General features: G+C 71.1%; 15 protein-coding genes. 10 read left to right on the top strand and 5 right to left on the bottom strand.

The window, feature by feature from the left end:
• The first annotated feature begins 6 nt into the window (after positions 1-6).
• Together R4P08_RS02910 and R4P08_RS02905 are read left to right on the top strand one after the other, a co-directional pair.
• Positions 7-786 carry an SDR family NAD(P)-dependent oxidoreductase gene (locus R4P08_RS02910; protein ID WP_317812272.1) on the top strand — a complete coding sequence of 260 codons (780 nt, stop codon included), beginning with the start codon at positions 7-9 and terminating at the stop codon, positions 784-786.
• Positions 783-2126 carry a cobalt-precorrin-6A reductase gene (locus tag R4P08_RS02905; RefSeq protein WP_317812271.1) on the top strand — a complete coding sequence of 448 codons (1344 nt, stop codon included), beginning with the start codon at positions 783-785 and terminating at the stop codon, positions 2124-2126. Before R4P08_RS02910 ends, R4P08_RS02905 begins: the two co-directional genes overlap by 4 nt.
• On the opposite strand, the gene R4P08_RS02900 is transcribed toward R4P08_RS02905, so the two are convergent.
• On the bottom strand, positions 2118-3125 hold the full coding sequence (locus tag R4P08_RS02900) for a hypothetical protein (protein ID WP_317812270.1): 1008 nt from the start codon (positions 3123-3125) through the stop codon (positions 2118-2120). The two genes, R4P08_RS02905 and R4P08_RS02900, sit on opposite strands and share 9 nt — an antisense overlap.
• 73 nt (positions 3126-3198) lie before the next feature.
• On the opposite strand from R4P08_RS02900, the gene R4P08_RS02895 reads away from it, so the two are divergent.
• From R4P08_RS02895 to R4P08_RS02885, 3 genes are read left to right on the top strand one after another with little or no spacing between them, the layout of a single operon-like run.
• A complete protein-coding gene (locus R4P08_RS02895) occupies positions 3199-4125 on the top strand; it encodes an amidohydrolase (RefSeq protein ID WP_317812269.1) in 927 nt (308 codons plus the stop codon).
• A complete protein-coding gene (gene lnt, locus R4P08_RS02890; protein ID WP_317812268.1) occupies positions 4122-5720 on the top strand; it encodes an apolipoprotein N-acyltransferase in 1599 nt (532 codons plus the stop codon). Before R4P08_RS02895 ends, lnt begins: the two co-directional genes overlap by 4 nt.
• Positions 5721-6500: a polyprenol monophosphomannose synthase gene (locus tag R4P08_RS02885; RefSeq protein ID WP_317812267.1), complete on the top strand. Its 780-nt coding sequence runs from the start codon at positions 5721-5723 to the stop codon at positions 6498-6500. It begins immediately after the preceding gene.
• Positions 6501-6618: 118 nt separating this feature from the next.
• On the opposite strand, the gene R4P08_RS02880 is transcribed toward R4P08_RS02885, so the two are convergent.
• Positions 6619-6963: an RNA polymerase-binding protein RbpA gene (locus R4P08_RS02880; protein ID WP_317812266.1), complete on the bottom strand. Its 345-nt coding sequence runs from the start codon at positions 6961-6963 to the stop codon at positions 6619-6621.
• Positions 6964-7101: 138 nt separating this feature from the next.
• Between R4P08_RS02880 and R4P08_RS02875 the strand changes: the two genes are divergently transcribed.
• On the top strand, positions 7102-7467 hold the full coding sequence (locus R4P08_RS02875) for a hypothetical protein (RefSeq protein WP_411741160.1): 366 nt from the start codon (positions 7102-7104) through the stop codon (positions 7465-7467).
• 201 nt (positions 7468-7668) lie between these two features.
• Positions 7669-10029: an excinuclease ABC subunit UvrA gene (locus tag R4P08_RS02870; protein WP_317812264.1), complete on the top strand. Its 2361-nt coding sequence runs from the start codon at positions 7669-7671 to the stop codon at positions 10027-10029.
• Positions 10030-10068: 39 nt separating this feature from the next.
• Here the strand turns inward: R4P08_RS02870 and R4P08_RS02865 are convergent, their stop codons facing one another.
• Both R4P08_RS02865 and R4P08_RS02860 read right to left on the bottom strand, forming a co-directional pair.
• Positions 10069-11844, bottom strand: a complete 1776-nt coding sequence (locus R4P08_RS02865) for an FUSC family protein (protein WP_317812263.1) — start codon at positions 11842-11844, stop codon at positions 10069-10071.
• 6 nt (positions 11845-11850) lie between these two features.
• The gene (locus R4P08_RS02860) at positions 11851-12060 is read right to left on the bottom strand and encodes a sigma factor-like helix-turn-helix DNA-binding protein (protein ID WP_317812262.1); all 210 of its coding nucleotides are present in this window, start codon (positions 12058-12060) and stop codon (positions 11851-11853) included.
• Positions 12061-12175: 115 nt separating this feature from the next.
• Between R4P08_RS02860 and R4P08_RS02855 the strand changes: the two genes are divergently transcribed.
• On the top strand, positions 12176-12802 hold the full coding sequence (locus tag R4P08_RS02855; protein WP_317812261.1) for a GyrI-like domain-containing protein: 627 nt from the start codon (positions 12176-12178) through the stop codon (positions 12800-12802).
• A 3-nt stretch (positions 12803-12805) separates the two neighbouring features.
• On the opposite strand, the gene R4P08_RS02850 is transcribed toward R4P08_RS02855, so the two are convergent.
• Positions 12806-13270 (bottom strand): MarR family transcriptional regulator, encoded by a 465-nt coding sequence (locus tag R4P08_RS02850; protein ID WP_317812260.1) that lies wholly within the window; start codon positions 13268-13270, stop codon positions 12806-12808.
• A gap of 60 nt (positions 13271-13330) precedes the next feature.
• Here R4P08_RS02850 and R4P08_RS02845 point away from each other — a divergent pair, with 60 nt between their 5' ends.
• Both R4P08_RS02845 and R4P08_RS02840 read left to right on the top strand, forming a co-directional pair.
• The gene (locus tag R4P08_RS02845; RefSeq protein ID WP_317812259.1) at positions 13331-13840 is read left to right on the top strand and encodes a hypothetical protein; all 510 of its coding nucleotides are present in this window, start codon (positions 13331-13333) and stop codon (positions 13838-13840) included.
• 24 nt (positions 13841-13864) lie between these two features.
• On the top strand, positions 13865-15406 hold the full coding sequence (locus R4P08_RS02840; protein WP_317812258.1) for an amidase: 1542 nt from the start codon (positions 13865-13867) through the stop codon (positions 15404-15406).
• Positions 15407-15872 lie beyond the last annotated feature (466 nt).

Here is a 15872-nt window from a genome sequence, read left to right as displayed (position 1 = left end):
GGCCGCATGACCACCCCCGCGACCCCGTCGCCCCGCCACACGCCTGCCGGGGAGGTCGTCGTGATCTTCGGCGGTCGCAGCGAGATCGGACTGGCCATCGCGCTCCGGCTCGCACCCGGGCGAACCGTCGTCCTGGCGACGCGGCCGGGGCGCGACACCTCCGCGCTGGCGCCCCCGCTCCTGACCGCCGGCGCGGCCGGCGTCGAGGTCCTGGACTTCGACGCCGACGATCTCGACTCCCACGCCCGCGTGGTGGCGGACGTCGAGTCGCGGATCGGGGAGATCGCCATCGCCGTCCTCGCGTTCGGGATCCTCGGCGACCAGGAGGTGGCCGAACGCGACGCGGCCGCGGCGGCCCGGATCCTGCACACCGACTTCGTGGCCCAGGCCGCGCTGCTGACCGTGCTCGCCGAGCGGATGAAGCCCCGTCGCCGCGGGGTGCTGGTGGCCTTCTCGTCGGTCGCCGGCCAGCGGGTGCGGCGGGCCAACTACGTCTACGGCTCCGCCAAGGCCGGCCTCGACGGCTTCGCCTCCGGGATGGCCGACGCCCTCCACGGCACGGGAGTCACTCTGGTGATCCCGCGGCCGGGTTTCGTGATCGGCCGCATGACCGAGGGCATGGATCCCGCCCCGTTCTCCTCGACTCCCGACCAGGTGGCCGACGCCGTGGTCGAGCGGGTCCTGGCCGGTCGCGCCGGGGTGGTGTGGATCCCGTGGCAGCTGCGCGTGATGTTCGCGGTTGCCCGGCTCGTGCCGCAGCCGTTGTGGCGGCGGATGCCGCGGTGACCGTCCACCTCGTCGGCGTCGGCCCCGGACCCGCCGATCTCCTCACCGTCCGCGCCACCCGGCTCATCGCCCGGTGCGGGACGTGCCTGTACGACGGCGAGATCCCGCGCGAGGTGCTGGCCCTGTGCCCGGCCCTGTCCCGGTCTGTCGACACCACCGGGGTGCCGGCCGAGGACGTCCACGCAGAGATCCGGTCCGCTCACCAGCGCGGCGACCTCGTCGTCGTCCTGTTCCCGGGGGACCCGGCGTCGCACCCGGCGCGGGACGAGCTGACCCGCGCACTCACCGCCGACGAGATCCCCTGGGACCTCGTCCCCGGGGTCTCCGGCGTCCCCGGCGTCGCCCACGGTGTCCCCGGATTCCCTGGCGCCGCCCCGGAGCTCCCCACCACGGGCCCCGAAGCGACGAGCGCTGGTCGCCCGACAGCGGTCGCACCTCCCGCGCCTCCCCAGCCCCCCGCACCTCTCGCCACCGCCAGCAGGCCGGCACGGGCCTCGATGCCGACCGCCGAGCCCGGGCGGATCCTCGTGCTGGGCGGCACGGGTGAGGCTCGCCGACTCGCCGACCTCATGGTCACCGCCGGGCTGGACGTGGTGACCGCTCTCGCCGGGAAGGTGGCCCGTCCGCGCCTGCCCCGGGGACAGGTGCGGACGGGCGGTTTCGGCGGAGCCGAGGGGTTGGCCCACTGGCTGCGCCAGCACGACGTGAGCGTGGTGATCGACGCCACCGACCCGTTCGCCACGGAGATTTCGGCGTCCGCCATCCGGGCCGTCGCCGAGACCGGCGCGCCCCTGCTGAGGGTGCACCGCCCGCCGTGGTCACCCGAGGAGGGCGACGACTGGATCCGGGTTCCCGACATGACGTCCGCAGCGCGCGTGGTGGAGGGCCGTTTCCGCCGTCCCATGCTCACGGTCGGCAAACAGGGCCCCGCGGCCTTTGCCGGCGACACCGGCGGGTCCTACCTGATCCGGTGCGCCGAGCCGCCGACCGGGCCGCTGCCGCACCGCTACCTGCTCATGCTGGGCCGGGGTCCGTTCACCGACGAGTCCGAGCGGGCCATCATGTCCCGGCACCGGATCGACGCCCTGGTGAGCAGGAACAGCGGGGGAGAGGCCTCCGCGGCCAAGCTCCGGGCTGCGCGCGACCTGCGGATCCCGGTGGTGATGGTGGACCGCCCGGCCGGGTCGGGCGACGCCCCGCGCTCTGCCGACACCCTGTACTCGGTCGACACCCTGCGTTCTGACGAGATCCTGCACTCCGAATCCCTGCATTCTGTCGACACCGTGTACTCCGTGGACGACGCGGCGCGCTGGCTGGTCGAGCGGTTCGGCTCACGCTGACCCGTCAGCCCACGGGGACGCGGCGTCGTAGATCATGCCCATCGGGGCGAGCACGCGAACGACCTGCTCTGCCATCGCCTCGGTGAGTGCGTGGAGGCCGATCACGCGGTCCGCCGAGATCGTGCCGGGCCGATCCACCGCGCCCAGGAACTCGGCGAGCCGCGCGGACACGATCCCGTCGGGCACCACCGAGAGCAGACTCACCAGACCGTCGTCGGTGTCCACCCAGCCGACCCGCGGCACCTCTACGGCGGTAGTGAGCTTGGTAGGGGTGGATGCTGCGGTGGTGAGCCCTGCGGTGACGGGCCCTGCGGTCGCCGCGGTGACGGGCCCCGCGGTCGACCCGACAGGGGAGGCGAGCGGGTGTGCCCCCAGGGCGACGACGACGAGGTCGTGCACTTCCCTCGACCCCTGCCTCCCCGACCCCACGTTCCCCGCTCGGACGAGGTCCACAGTCACGTCGGCGAGGACCGTTACGGCGTCGGCCATCCTGAGCTCGACAGAGGTGTCGCGCCCTGAGACGTGAACCCGCACCTCGTCGCCGTTCCGGGCCACCACCGCGAGATCCGGGGAGTGCGCCAGGACATCTCCGGATCCGGCGTCGAACCCGACCACCAGGCCTCCCGCGAGCGTGGCGCTGTCGATCATGGCGCTGTCGAGGCGGACGACCAGTTCTGCGTGGAGTCGTTCCGGCAGGTCCGCGAGGTCGTGATGCCCGCCCACCCGGCCGGCCAGGGGGGAAGCGAGGATCCGGGGGAGCCGATCGTCAGCGATCCGCGATGCCAGTCCTGCCGCGACCAGCTCGCTCCGCCCCACGCTCATCCCATCGGCCCGCCGGATCAGGACACCGCCCCCGGGGGTCAGCTGCACCTCACCGCGGTGGTCCGCGGCCACGCCGGCCAGGGTGGTCCAGTCGGCGGGGTCTACTCGCCCGCCCGGGAAACGAGCGACGGCGTCGGCGTCGGCGTCAGCGGCTGAGTCGGCGGAGGAGTCGGTCATGGGGGTCCAGCTTAGGCGCGGCGGAGGTGGGCGGTCCCGACAGCCGGTGGTCGGCTGGGGGATAATCGCGGCCATGACCGCATTCCTGGCCACCGGAGGCCGCGTCCTCACTCCCGCCTCACGTGACGCCACCGCCCTGGCGCACGAGAACGGGGTGATCGTGTGGGCGGGCTCCGACGCGCCGGGCCCGGCCCTGTTCCCGGACGCCCAGTACGTCGACCTCGAGGGGGACTGGGTGGCGCCGGCCTTTGTCGAGTGCCTGGCCTCGGGCCTGGACGCCGGGGCCGCCGCCGCCCGCGGCGTGATCCCCGCCCCGATACCCGAGCCACACGCACTCGACCTCGTGGCCGATCGCGTCCGCGCGGGGGAGCGGGTGGTGCTCGGCGCCGACGCCGACCCCGTGGAGGTCGCCGCCGAACTCACCCGCCTCGCCGCAGAGCTGGGCGGCCCGGCCGTCGCGCGGTGTACGCCGGTGCTCGTAGGCGCTCTCAACGGTGGCAGCACGCCGATAGACGATCAGACGCTCGCCGCCCTGGCGTCCGTCGGCACGGTGATCGTGCTGCGGCCGCTGGTCGACGACCTGACCGGAACCGATCTGGTGCGGATCGCCGCGTCCGGCGTCGCGTTGGCCGCGTCGGTCCGGGCCGGGTCGGCGCAAGCGGCCGACGAGGTCCGGCCGTGGGATGCACTACGGAATCTGACCTCGGTGTCCGGTGGCCGGGGACTGTCCCCGCGCGCCGCGTTCACGGCCGTCACCCGCGGCGCTCGCCGCGCCGCCGGGGCACGCGATGGCACGAGCGGAACGCTCACCCCCGGGACTCCGGCGACCTTCGCCCGCTGGCAGACGGGTGCACTGGCGGTGGTCGCGGCCTATGACGCCGTGCAGCGCTGGTCCACCGACCCCCGATCGGGCGTGCCGCCGATGCCCGACCTCTCCGGCCCTGATCCCGTCCTGCGCGAGCTCGTCGTGGACGGCCTGCCGTCGGTCCCGTCGGAGTGATCCGCCAGCTGATCCGGCTGGTCGGGGCGGCCGCGGCCGGGGCGCTGCTGGCCGCCTCGTTCCCCCCGGTCGACCTGTGGTGGGCGGCGCTACCGGCGATCGCCCTCCTCGTCGTCGTCCTCTCTCCGCTCCGCGGCCACGCCCCCCGGGTGCGCACGGGCGCCCTCCTCGGGTTGGTCGCCGGTCTCGCGTTCTTCCTCCTGTTGGTCCCGTGGGTGGGGCTGTACGTGGGCGCTTACGCGGCGTGGGGATTGTCCCTGGTCGAGGCGCTCTATCTCGCAGCCTTCGGCGCCGGAGCCGTCCCGATCCTGCGGGCGGGGCTCGCGCCCGGGCGGCGTCCGGGGTTGCGGGCGGTGGGCGCGGTGTTCGGTGTGGCCGGCTGGTGGTCGGTGTGGGAGTGGGTCCGCTCCTCGTGGCCCTGGGGCGGCTTCCCCTGGGGCCGGCTGGCATTCGGCCAGGCCGACGGACCTCTCCTGCCACTGGCCTCACTCGGCGGCACCCCGTTGCTCGGCCTCGCGGTGGCGTCCCTGGGTGCGGCGATCGGGGTCGCGCTCCTGCTCCTGGTGCGCAGAGACCGACCCGTCCTGACGGTCACCGGCCTCCTGACCGTCCCGCTGGTCACCGCGGGGCTCGTCGCCGGTGCGTCCATCGCGGCCTCCACAGGGGGGACGGGGGAGACGATCGAGGTCGCCGTCATCCAGGGCAACGTCCCCCGCCTCGGGTTGGACTTCAACGCCCAACGCCGCGCGGTCCTCGAGAACCACCTGCGAGTGACCGCGGAGTTCGCCGACGAGGTCGACGCCGGCACCGCAGTGCGACCGGACCTGGTGTTGTGGCCGGAGAACGCCTCGGACATCTCCCCGCTGGCCGATCGCCGCGCCGGCGCCCAGATCAGCGCGCTCTCCGAGCGCCTGGAGGCCCCGATTCTCGTGGGCACCGTTCTGCCCACCGGACAGGATCGCCAGGCCACCAACTCCTACCTGGTGTGGGACGGCAGCTCCTCGAACCCCGCAGCAGACCCCGTGGTCGACCGCCACGACAAGAAGTACATCCAGCCGTTCGGCGAGTGGCTGCCGCTGCGCACGCCGCTCGAGGCGCTGTTCCCGGTCGCCCGGACCGCCGGGCACTTTGTCCCCGGCGACGGCGACGGACTGGTCACCGCAGCCGGGTTCGACCTGGGCGTGGCCATCTGCTTCGAGATCGCGTTCGACGCCGCCGCCCGCGAACCGGTGACCCGGGGCGCGCAGATCCTCACCGTGCCCACCAACAACGCCACCTTCGGTCGATCGCCGATGACGTACCAGCAGCTCGCGATGTCGCGGGTACGGGCCGTGGAACACCACGTGCCCGTCCTGATCGCAGCCACCAGCGGGGTCAGCGCGGTGATCGGACCCGACGGCCAGGTCCGGCAGGAAACCGGGATCTTCGAGCCCGCGGTGCTGGCCGCGCAGGTCGAGGTGGGAGGGGCCGGTACGATGGCAACCCGACTGGGCGGCATCCCGCAAGTGGTGTGCTGCCTCATCGGGCTCGCCGGGCTGGCCTGGGCGCTCATCCGCACCCGGCCACGGCCCGCGACCGACATCGAGGAGATCTAAGTGACCGATCCGTTGACGCCGGCCGGCGGCGTTCCGTCTGACCGGACGCTGGTGATCATCCCGACCTTCGACGAGCGGGAGAACCTCCCGGGCGTCGTGGAGCGACTGCTCGCCGCAGCACCCGACGTCGCCGTGCTGATCGCGGACGACAACAGCCCCGACGGCACGGGGGAGGTCGCCGACCGGCTGGCCGCCGAGGACACGCGGGGGCGGATCTCCGTCCTGCACCGCACCAGCAAGGAGGGGCTCGGCGCGGCCTACATCGCCGGCTTCCGCTGGGGACTCGAGCGCGGTTACACCGTGCTGGTGGAGATGGACGCCGACGGCAGCCACCCGCCCGAGCGGCTGCCAGCGATGCTCGCCGCGGTCGACGCCGGCGCGGACCTGGCGATCGGGTCCCGCTACGTCCCGGGCGGCAGCGTGGTCAACTGGCCGTGGCAGCGCCACGTCATCTCCCGCGGCGGCAACGTCTACTCGCGGATCATGCTGGGCGTGGGCATCAAGGACATCACCGCCGGCTACCGCGCATACCGCGCCGCAGCACTGGCCGAGCTCGACCTCGATTCCATCGAGTCGATGGGTTACTGCTTCCAGATCGACATGACGTGGCGGCTGCTGAATAACGGGCGCGCGGTCGACGAGGTGCCCATCACCTTCACCGAGCGCACCATCGGGCAGTCCAAGATGAGCGAATCGATCTTCCGCGAGGCGGCCGTCAACGTGGCCCGCTGGGGCTGGGAGAAACGGCGCCGCCAGCTCAAGTCTCTGGTCGGGCGCTGACCCTCAGCGCGGACGCCCACACCGGCGAACGCGAAACGCCCCGACCCCCGGTTGAGGGGTCGGGGCGTTCTCTGCTCCGAGGAACGCGGCCTTTACAGGCCCAGCGTTTTGAAGAGACTCAGCGTGAGCCGGCGCGCCGGCGCTTCTTGAGCACGTCCATCCGCTCCTTGAGCAACTCCTCGAGGTCCTCCATGGAGCGACGCTCGAGCAGCATGTCCCAGTGCGTACGCGGGGGCTTGCCCTTCTTGACCTCGACGGCCGGGCCGTCGATGAGCTGGCCTTCCTGGCCGTTCTTGCACATCCAGGCGCCGGGGAGTTCGGCGTCGTCGGCAAACGGGACCTCGAACACCTCGCCGTTCTCCGTCTGGTACTTGGCCAACCGGCGGGGCGCGAGGTCGGTGTCCCGGTCGGTCTCGTAGCTCACCGCACCGAGGCGGCTGCCTCTGAGGACTCGATCTGCCATGCGAACTCCTTCTGCCGTGGTCGTCCGTGTATCTGCACACGACGCTGCCGTGGTGTCTGACCATGTAACGCCAGGTGACCCCCTAAATGTTCCCACGCAGGCGGTGCGACAGGCCAGCCGGGCACCCTCTCGCCTACCCTGACCTCCGTGGAACCCGAAGTCCAGGCCCAGCAGACCCCGCCCCGGCGGGGTGAGGCCTCCTGCGCGTGGTGCGGTCGCCCGGTGACCGAGGGCGACACCGGACGGCGCCGTCGCTACTGCCGCCGCTCCTGTCGCCAGCGCGCCTATGAGCAGCGGCAATCGCTGCTGATGCGCGAACTACCGGAGGGCACCGTGGTGCTCTCCGGCACCGAGTCCACCGACCTCATGGACCGCATGTTCCAGCTCCGGTGCGCGTGCGAAGACCTCCACACCGCGATCCTCGAGGGTGAGGACCCGGCGGAGCTGAAACGGATGTCCGACGAGCTCGTCGCGGCGGCCAGGCGCGCCGAACGACTGCGGTGACCAGGGTCGCCGAAGGACTCGAGCGAGAGCGAACGGGCCGGCCCGGGTGGGACGACGACGAGTTCCAGCGATTCGCCCCAGCTCCACGCCACCGCGATGGACCGTCAGGGCCGTGGCTGAACGGCGGCTGAGCTGCGGCTTCACTCCAGCGAGTCGGTCGCCTACGGTTGGTTCCAGACGCTCGGACGAGGGAGACCCACAGTGAGTGACCACATCGCCGATTCCCACGACGTCATCCGGGTCCACGGCGCGCGCGAGAACAACCTCCAGTCGATCAGCGTCGACCTGCCCAAGCGTCGACTCACCGTCTTCACGGGGGTGTCGGGGTCCGGGAAGAGCTCCCTGGTCTTCGCCACCATCGCCGCCGAGTCCCAGCGGATGATCAACGAGACCTATAGCGCGTTCCTGCAGGGCTTCATGCCCACGCTCAACCGACCGGACGTGGACATCCTGGAGGGACTGACCACCGCGATCGTCGTGGACCAGGAACGGATGGGCTCCGACCCCCGCTCGACCGTCGGCACCGCCACCGACACCGGGGCGCTCCTGCGCATCCTGTTCAGCCGACTCGCCCGGCCCGCGATCGGCGGCCCCAAGGCCTACTCATTCAACGTCGCCTCCGCGAGCGGTGTCGGCGCGCTCACCAAGGCGGACGGCACCCGGCAGAAGGCCGAGTTCACCATCACCGGCGGCATGTGTGTCCGCTGCGAGGGCCGGGGGAGCGTCTCCGACTTCGACATCGACGCACTGGTCGACCGGTCCAAGTCCCTGGCCGAGGGCGCGATCACGGTCCCCGGGTACTCCATGGACGGCTGGTACGGGCGCATCTACGCCGGATCCGGGTTCTTTGACATGGACAAGCCCGTGGGGGAGTTCACCGAGCAGGAGATGCACGACCTGCTGCGAAGGGAGCCGGTCAAGATCAAGGCCGAGGGGATCAACGTGACCTTCGAGGGCCTGATCCCCAAGATCCAGAAGTCGATGCTCGCCAAGGACGTCGAGGCCATGCAGCCGCACATCCGGGCCTTTGTCGAACGGGCCGTCGTGTTCACCACCTGCCCCGACTGCCACGGCACCCGGCTCAACGAGGGCGCGCGGTCCTCCCGGATCGGTGAGCTGAACATCGCCGACGTCTCGGCCATGCAGATCACCGATCTCGCCACCTGGCTGCGCGGGCTCACTGAGCCGTCGATCGCGCCGCTGCTGGCCTCGCTCCAGCACGCGCTCGATTCGTTTGTCGAGATCGGGCTCGGCTACCTCTCCCTGAACCGTCCCGCGGGGACCCTGTCCGGCGGCGAGTCCCAACGGGTCAAGATGATCCGCCACCTGGGATCCGCGCTGACGGACGTGACCTACGTCTTCGACGAACCCTCCATCGGCCTGCACCCGCACGACATCCAGCGGATGAACGCCCTGCTCCTGCGCCTGCGCGACAAGGGCAACACCGTCCTGGTGGTCGAGCACAAGCCGGAGATCATCGCGATCGCCGACCACGCCGTGGACCTCGGCCCCGGCGCCGGCTCGGAGGGCGGGAGCATCTGCTACCAGGGCACGGTGTCCGGGCTGCGCCACAGTGACACCGTCACCGGTCGGCATCTCGACGACCGCGCCGCGCTCAAGGAGTCGGTGCGCACTCCCTCCGGCAGCATGGAGATCCGCGGCGCCACCGCCCACAACGTCCGCGGGGTGGACGTGGACATCCCGCTGGGCGTGCTCTGCGTGGTGACCGGTGTCGCCGGCTCGGGCAAGAGCTCGCTGATCCACGGATCGGTCTCACCCCGTCCGGGAGTGGCGGCGATCGACCAGACCGCGATCCGAGGGTCCCGGCGCAGCAATCCGGCCACGTACACAGGCCTTCTCGAACCCATCCGGAAAGCCTTCGCCAAGGCCAACGGGGTCAAGCCGGCCCTGTTCAGCCCCAACTCCGAGGGGGCATGTCCCACCTGCAAGGGTGCGGGCGTGATCTACTCCGACCTCGCGGTGATGGCGGGAGTGGCCACCACCTGCGACGACTGCGAAGGGCGGCGGTTCCAGGCCCTGGTGCTGGAGTACGAGCTCGGCGGGAAGAACATCGGCGACGTACTCGCGATGTCCGTGACGTCGGCCGAGGAGTTCTTCCGTGAGGGCCCGGCGCGGATCCCCGCCGCGCACAAGATCCTCGTCCGGCTGCGGGACGTCGGGCTGGGCTACATCCGCCTGGGCCAGCCGCTGACCACCCTGTCCGGCGGCGAGCGGCAGCGACTCAAGCTGGCCGCCCAGATGGCCGAGAAGGCGGAGGTCTACGTCCTGGACGAGCCGACCACCGGCCTGCACCTGGCCGACGTGGCCACCCTGCTGGCGATGCTCGACCGGCTGGTCGACTCGGGGAAGTCGGTGATCGTGATCGAGCACCACCAGGCGGTCATGGCGCACGCCGACTGGATCATCGACCTCGGCCCCGGGGCCGGCCACGACGGCGGCCGCATCGTGTTCGAGGGCACCCCCTCCGACCTCGTCGCCTCGACGTCCACCCTCACCGGAGAGCATCTGGCGCAGTACGTGGCCGGCGGCAGCACCGACTGACCTCCGCGGGGGATCGACAGAACCGCCGCCCGGAACAGCTCAGTCGAGCATGGCCCCCATCCGCTCGCACTGGTGCCGGATCCGGGCGTCCGCGGGATGGTCAGCCTCGACCGGCCGCCACCCGGAGGGCAACGCCGCATCCGCGAGCTCGGCCCACCGGGATGCGGAAGAGGACACGAAGCGCCGGTCATGGGTCCCGAGCATCAGGTACCCGGCGTAGGTGACCGCCTCGGCGGTGCGTGACTCGGGGGAGTGGCCGTACCCGTCCGCGATCAGCAGTGAGTTGCTGGTGTTCAGGTCGCGCAACGTGGAGGCCAACGTGGGTTCCAGTGCCCTCTGCGTGTGACCGCGGGCGAATTCCGCGAGCTCGCGGAGCGCCCGCCTCGTGTCGCCCCGGACGGCCCGGTGGTGCGCCCGGCGCCCGAGGCCCCACAGCACGGCCAGCGCCACGACCACGCCGATCACGGTGTCGACAAGTCGCTCGCCGACCAGCGGGAGCGGCTGCTCGGGGACGTTCCCGCCGGAGGCGATGAGCAGCGCGAGCGGCGTGATCAGTGCGACGGCGAGGCCGTAGTTGCGGGTGACCAGCAGCTCGATCGCGAACTGCAGCGCCACGATCACCCCGATCAACCACCATCCGGACGGCTGCATCGTGGCGACGATCAGGAACAGGCCGAGTCCGACGACTGTCCCGGTCAGCCGGTGCAGAGCCCGATAGGTCCGTGCCGCGCGGGGGCCACCCTGGTGCAGGACCAGCGCCGAGAACGCGATCACCCAGTACAGGTGGGGTTGATCGGATCCGGCCAACACCGTCAGGAGGACGATCGACACCGCTGTCGCCACCCCGACCGACGCCGCGACCGACCACGGCTCACCGGGCCATCGCAGTCCGTTGCTCAGCCGCCAGCGCAGTGAACCGATGTGTCTGCGCTCGTCGTCGGTGATCGCGTGCTCGGCCCGCTCGGCCGCGGCGGCGGAGGGCAGGTCGACATCCGAGGACTCCGGGGAGCCGGCCAGCCAGCGCCCGGCGTCGGGGTTGCGGGGGTCCCACGCCGGGTCTTCGCCGGGCACGATGTGGAGGGTCGCGCGCGCGGCACGGTCGTTGTACTCGCGCCGGGCCGCGGCCAGATCGGCGGTGATCGACTCCGAGGGCGTCCACATCCCCTCCACCACGGCCTCCTCCGCCGCGGCCAGTGCGAGCGCTGCTGCCCGGTGTCGTGGTCGGCTGTCGGGACCCGGTGAGGCGTCCGCGTACGCGGCGACCGCACGCTGCGCGTCGTGGACGGCCAGCCGCTCCGGCTTCCGGGGGTCCGGGAGGAGTTCTGCCATCGTCACCAGCCAGGCCACGGCCGCGCCGACCGCCGTCATGGCCGGGACGAGTGCTGGTTGGACCCCGTGCTCGCCGACCACCAGGTAGGCGATGCCCGCGCACAGGACCAGGAAGTACGAGCCGGGCGGACCCACCCGGAGCGCCAGGCACAGGCCGGCGGTGACCATCGCCAAGAGGATGGCCGTCACCGCGAAGGCGAGGTAGGAGCCCGCGGTGAAGGCGCCCAGGGCGGTCGCCGTGATCAGCCCGAGCCCGATACCCGCGACGGTTGCGGCACGCCGACGGATCGGGGCCGCGGGGGCGTAGAGGACGGCGAAGGTCCCGGTGACGGTGAGCAGGCCGAGGTCGAGCCGCCCCAGCAGGGTCGGGATCGCCAGACACAGCAGTACCGTCAGCCCCGCCTTGATCGCGTTCGGCAACCGCGGTGGGCTCGGGGCGAGGGTGACGAGTGGGCGCAGGAGCTGTCCGAGTGGGGTCCGGGTCATCCGGGGTCAGGCCTTCTTTCCGAATCGTTTGTGCAACGCCTGTTTACTCACTCCCAGGACCACCCCGATCTCCGCCCAGCTCAACCCGTTCATCCGGGCGTGCCTGATCGCAGCGGACTCCGCACGAGCGAGAGCCGCTTTCGCCTCGGCGATGGCAGCCAATCGGGCGACCGGGCCGGCCTCGTCGTCGTCGTCAAAATTGAACGTCGTCTCCACTTCCCTCACCTCCTATGTCAACCTACGTTGACCCGCACCGGTCGTCAACCTTGATTGACGGAGTGGATCCCACGACCGGCAATAGCGGGTCCGGCGAACGCGTAGGGTGTGCCGCATGGCCGTGCGCACGCCCAGTTACGACATCAAGCGCGAACGTCGGGATCTCTATACCGGAAAAGTCGGCAGATTCGACGTGGTGGAGGTCCCGCCGATGCGGTTCCTCATGGCCGACGGCCACGGGGATCCCAACACCTCCCAGGACTATCGCCGGGCGGTCGAGGCGCTGTACGCCACCTCGTATGCCGTACGCGCGGCCGCCAGAGCCGAGCTCGGCCGGGTGCACACCGTCGGCCCCCTGGAGGGACTCTGGTACGCCGACGACCCACGGGTGTTCACCGCACGCGACAAGGCGGCCTGGAGCTGGGCCATGATGATCTGGCAGCCCGACTGGATCACGCCGGAGATCCTGTCCGCCGCGCTGGAGAGGGTGACGACGACGAGGGTGCCGGACGCCAACGAGCGAGTGCGGTTCACCGAGCATGCCGAGGGGACCGCGGTGCAGACGCTGCACGTGGGCGCCTACGACGACGAGGGGCCGATCCTCGCGCAGATGCACGAGGAGGTCATCCCCGCGCGGGGCGCAGCCCCGTCAGGCCATCACCACGAGATCTACCTCTCGGATCCCCGCAAGGTCGAGCCCGCCAGGCTCAAGACGCTCTTGCGGCAACCCGTCACGATCTGAGTCCTACGGATCGAGCCGGTCAGCGCCCTCGACCCGATCAGCACGCTCGAGCGAGGTCACGAGGCGCTGGGCGAGGGTCCTCAGCTGGGCGAGGTCCTCCTCCGGCATGTCCAGCCTGTCGAGCAGGGAGCACTGGATCGTCTCCGCCTCGGCGCGCAGCCTCGCGCCGGCCGCGGTGAGGCGGACCAGGACACGCCGACCGTCGTCGGCGGACCGCGACCGTTCGACCAGCCCGGCATGCTCCAGTCGCGACAGCAGAGGGGAGAGGGTGCCGGAATCCAGGAGGAGCCGGTCACCCAACTGACGGACCGTGAGCCCGTCCTCCTCCCACAGGGCGAGCAACGCGAGGTACTGCGGGTAGGTGAGGCCGACCGACGCCAAGGCGTGCCGGTAGGCCGACGTCGAGGCGCGCGAGGCCGCGTAGAGGGCAAAGCAGACCTGCTGTTCGAGCCGGAGATCGGAGTCCATCCCCCGATTATCGCCCAAAATTAGGTTGCGCTCAACTCAGTTGTGCGCAACACTTCCCTCATGACGGAACTGAACCAGCCCCAGCAGAGCTCGAATGCCCAGACGCACTCGCGTCGCGGGCGCGGTGCGGCGCACCGCCGGCGCAGTGCGGGGGAGTTGGTCCGTCACCTCGGCCGATGGGCCCTGGGTGCCGCACTCCTCGGCGCGGGCACCGGACACCTCACCACCATGCGCCAGGAGTTCCAGGCCCAGGTCCCCACGTGGGTCCCACTCGACCCGGATTTCGTGGTGGTCGCCTCCGGGGTGGTCGAGCTCGGTCTCGGGGCGGCACTGATCCTGGCGCCGGCCCGGTTCCGCCCGGCGGTCGGCGGGGTGACGGCGGCGTTCTTCATCGCGGTCTTCCCGGGCAACATCTCGCAGTACGTCACCGGCACGGCCGCGTTCGGGCTCGACACCGATCGCGATCGGCTGGTCCGGCTGTTCTTCCAGCCGGTCCTCGTGGCCTGGGCCCTGTGGTCCACCGGTGCGTGGCGCGCGTGGCTCGCGGGGCGGAACCGGACCAGCCGCTGATTTCCGTGCGTAGACTCCCGACCCATGCGCTTTGACGAGTACCGGAGTCACGACGCCCTGGGGCTCGCCGCCCTCGTGAAAGACGGCGAGATCACCGCCGACCAACTCCTCGAGGCGGCGATCCAGCGCGCCGACAGCGTCAACCCGGAGCTCAACGCCATCGTCCGCCGGATGGACGGGACGGCTCGCGCCAGGGCGGGTGAGGAGCTGACAGGTCCGTTCGCCGGGGTGCCGTTCCTCCTCAAGGACCTCGGTCAGGACTACCAGGGCACGCCCACCAGCAGCGGTTCGCGGCCACTGGCCGGGGTGCCGGCAGTCGAGCACGCGACCGTGGTGCAGCGGTGGCTGGACGCGGGCCTGGTCGTCTTTGGCAAGACCAACACCCCGGAATTCGGGGCCAAGGGGATCACCGAGCCGGACCTGTTCGGCGCCGCCAGGAATCCGTGGGACACCAGCCGCAGCCCCGGCGGGTCCTCAGGTGGGTCGGCGGCTGCGGTCGCGGCCGGCATCGTTCCCGTCGCGGGGGCGAGCGACGGCGGCGGCTCGATACGCATCCCGGCCGCCTGCTGCGGCCTCGTCGGCCTCAAGCCCGGCCGCGGACTGGTACCGATGGGTCCGGGCCGCGGGGAGGCGATGCACGGCGCCGCCACGAACGGCGTCGTCTCACGGTCGGTCCGCGATTCCGCCGCGATGCTGGACGTGCTGGTGGGCGGGGAGCCGAGCGGCCCGTACGTCCCGGCCATCCCGGCCCGGTCGTTCCTGTCGCAGGTCGGGGCCGATCCGGGCAGGCTGCGGATCGGGGTGTGCACCGCGTCGTCGATCAATTCCGCGCCGCACCCGCAGGCTGTGGCTGCCGTCGAGACCGTTGCCAGAGCGCTCGAGGACCTCGGTCATCACGTCGAGATCCTGGAGTCCCAGCCCGTCGACGACCTGGCGCTGGCCCGGGACTTCCTCACCAGTTGGTTCGCGTACCTCGCGTGGGTGGTAGAGGACACCAGGCGCCTGACGGGATGCGCCGACCGGGATTTTGAGGTCGACACGCGGATCGTGGCCGCACTCGGCAGAGCGCAGAGCAGTGTGGACTACCTCGACGCCGTGATGCGGCGAGATCAGTACGTCCGCGAACTCACCACGTTCTTCTCCGGCTACGACCTGCTCATGACGCCTACGCTCGCCGACCTCCCGCCGCACATCGGCGCCCTGGACACCCCGCCGCTGGCCCGTCGCGGCGCGGCCGCGTTGCTCGCGACCCGCACAGCGCCTCTGTTGCGACACTCGGGGTTCGTGGAGTCGATCATCGACGCCAACCTCAGCTGGGTGCCGTACACCCAGTTGGCCAACCTGACCGGTCGCCCGGCACTGTCGCTCCCGCTGCACTGGACGCCGGAGGGCGTTCCGATGGGAGTGCACTTCACCGCTCAGCTCGGGGGAGAAACGATGCTGCTCCGCCTGGCCGGTCAACTCGAACAGGCGCTGCCGTGGTCCGACAGGCATCCGGCGCGATCGGCGGATGATGTCGCGGGCCATCCCCGGATGCGGGGACCCATCTTAAAAACGTCACAGTGACGAATCGGGGACGCCTCGGCGCCCATCGAGGTCCCTGACAACAGGATCGTGAGGCCCCGGAGAAGACCCGCAAGGTGCCCTCACGACATCCGCTGGCCCGGGGCCTCACGATCAGCATGGCGACGCTGTGCCGCCGGGGCAATCAGGCCATGTCCGCCGGAAGGACACTGAGGAGCCACTGGTAGAGATCCACCAGAGGGTTGTGGATGAACATGAAGACGTTCTCGACCGATCCGCGCATGATGTCGCACCTTTCTCTACTGAGCGGCACGGTGCCGCCTCGCTGACTATTCGGAGCAGTGCACTGACTGGATGGTGACACACCGAGTCGAGCTCCGCATCCGGCCGAGCCGCTACCGAGGTGCCGATAATCTACATTATGTAAAGTAAAGGGTGTCGAGTTGTAGATCCTGCGAACTCGACACCTCCCCGAACTGCCCCTCGCCCGTAGTACCCGACAGGCCGC

Origin of the sequence: Rhodococcus sp. IEGM 1408, from assembly GCF_033142235.1 — a bacterium.
GTDB lineage: Bacteria > Actinomycetota > Actinomycetes > Mycobacteriales > Mycobacteriaceae > Dietzia.
Note: the sequence above shows the minus strand (reverse complement) of the source record. Positions and strands in the feature narration are given on the sequence as shown.

Bases quoted from the DNA above. Each gene is read 5' to 3' on its own strand.
- R4P08_RS02880 (WP_317812266.1), bottom strand. From the start codon at position 6,963: ATGGCAGATCGAGTCCTCAGAGGCAGCCGCCTCGGTGCGGTGAGCTAC.
- R4P08_RS02850 (WP_317812260.1), bottom strand. From the start codon at position 13,270: ATGGACTCCGATCTCCGGCTCGAACAGCAGGTCTGCTTTGCCCTCTAC.
- R4P08_RS02865 (WP_317812263.1), bottom strand. From the start codon at position 11,844: ATGACCCGGACCCCACTCGGACAGCTCCTGCGCCCACTCGTCACCCTC.
- R4P08_RS02895 (WP_317812269.1), top strand. From the start codon at position 3,199: ATGACCGCATTCCTGGCCACCGGAGGCCGCGTCCTCACTCCCGCCTCA.
- R4P08_RS02900 (WP_317812270.1), bottom strand. From the start codon at position 3,125: ATGACCGACTCCTCCGCCGACTCAGCCGCTGACGCCGACGCCGACGCC.
- R4P08_RS02910 (WP_317812272.1), top strand. From the start codon at position 7: ATGACCACCCCCGCGACCCCGTCGCCCCGCCACACGCCTGCCGGGGAG.
- R4P08_RS02845 (WP_317812259.1), top strand. From the start codon at position 13,331: ATGACGGAACTGAACCAGCCCCAGCAGAGCTCGAATGCCCAGACGCAC.
- R4P08_RS02855 (WP_317812261.1), top strand. From the start codon at position 12,176: ATGGCCGTGCGCACGCCCAGTTACGACATCAAGCGCGAACGTCGGGAT.
- R4P08_RS02840 (WP_317812258.1), top strand. From the start codon at position 13,865: ATGCGCTTTGACGAGTACCGGAGTCACGACGCCCTGGGGCTCGCCGCC.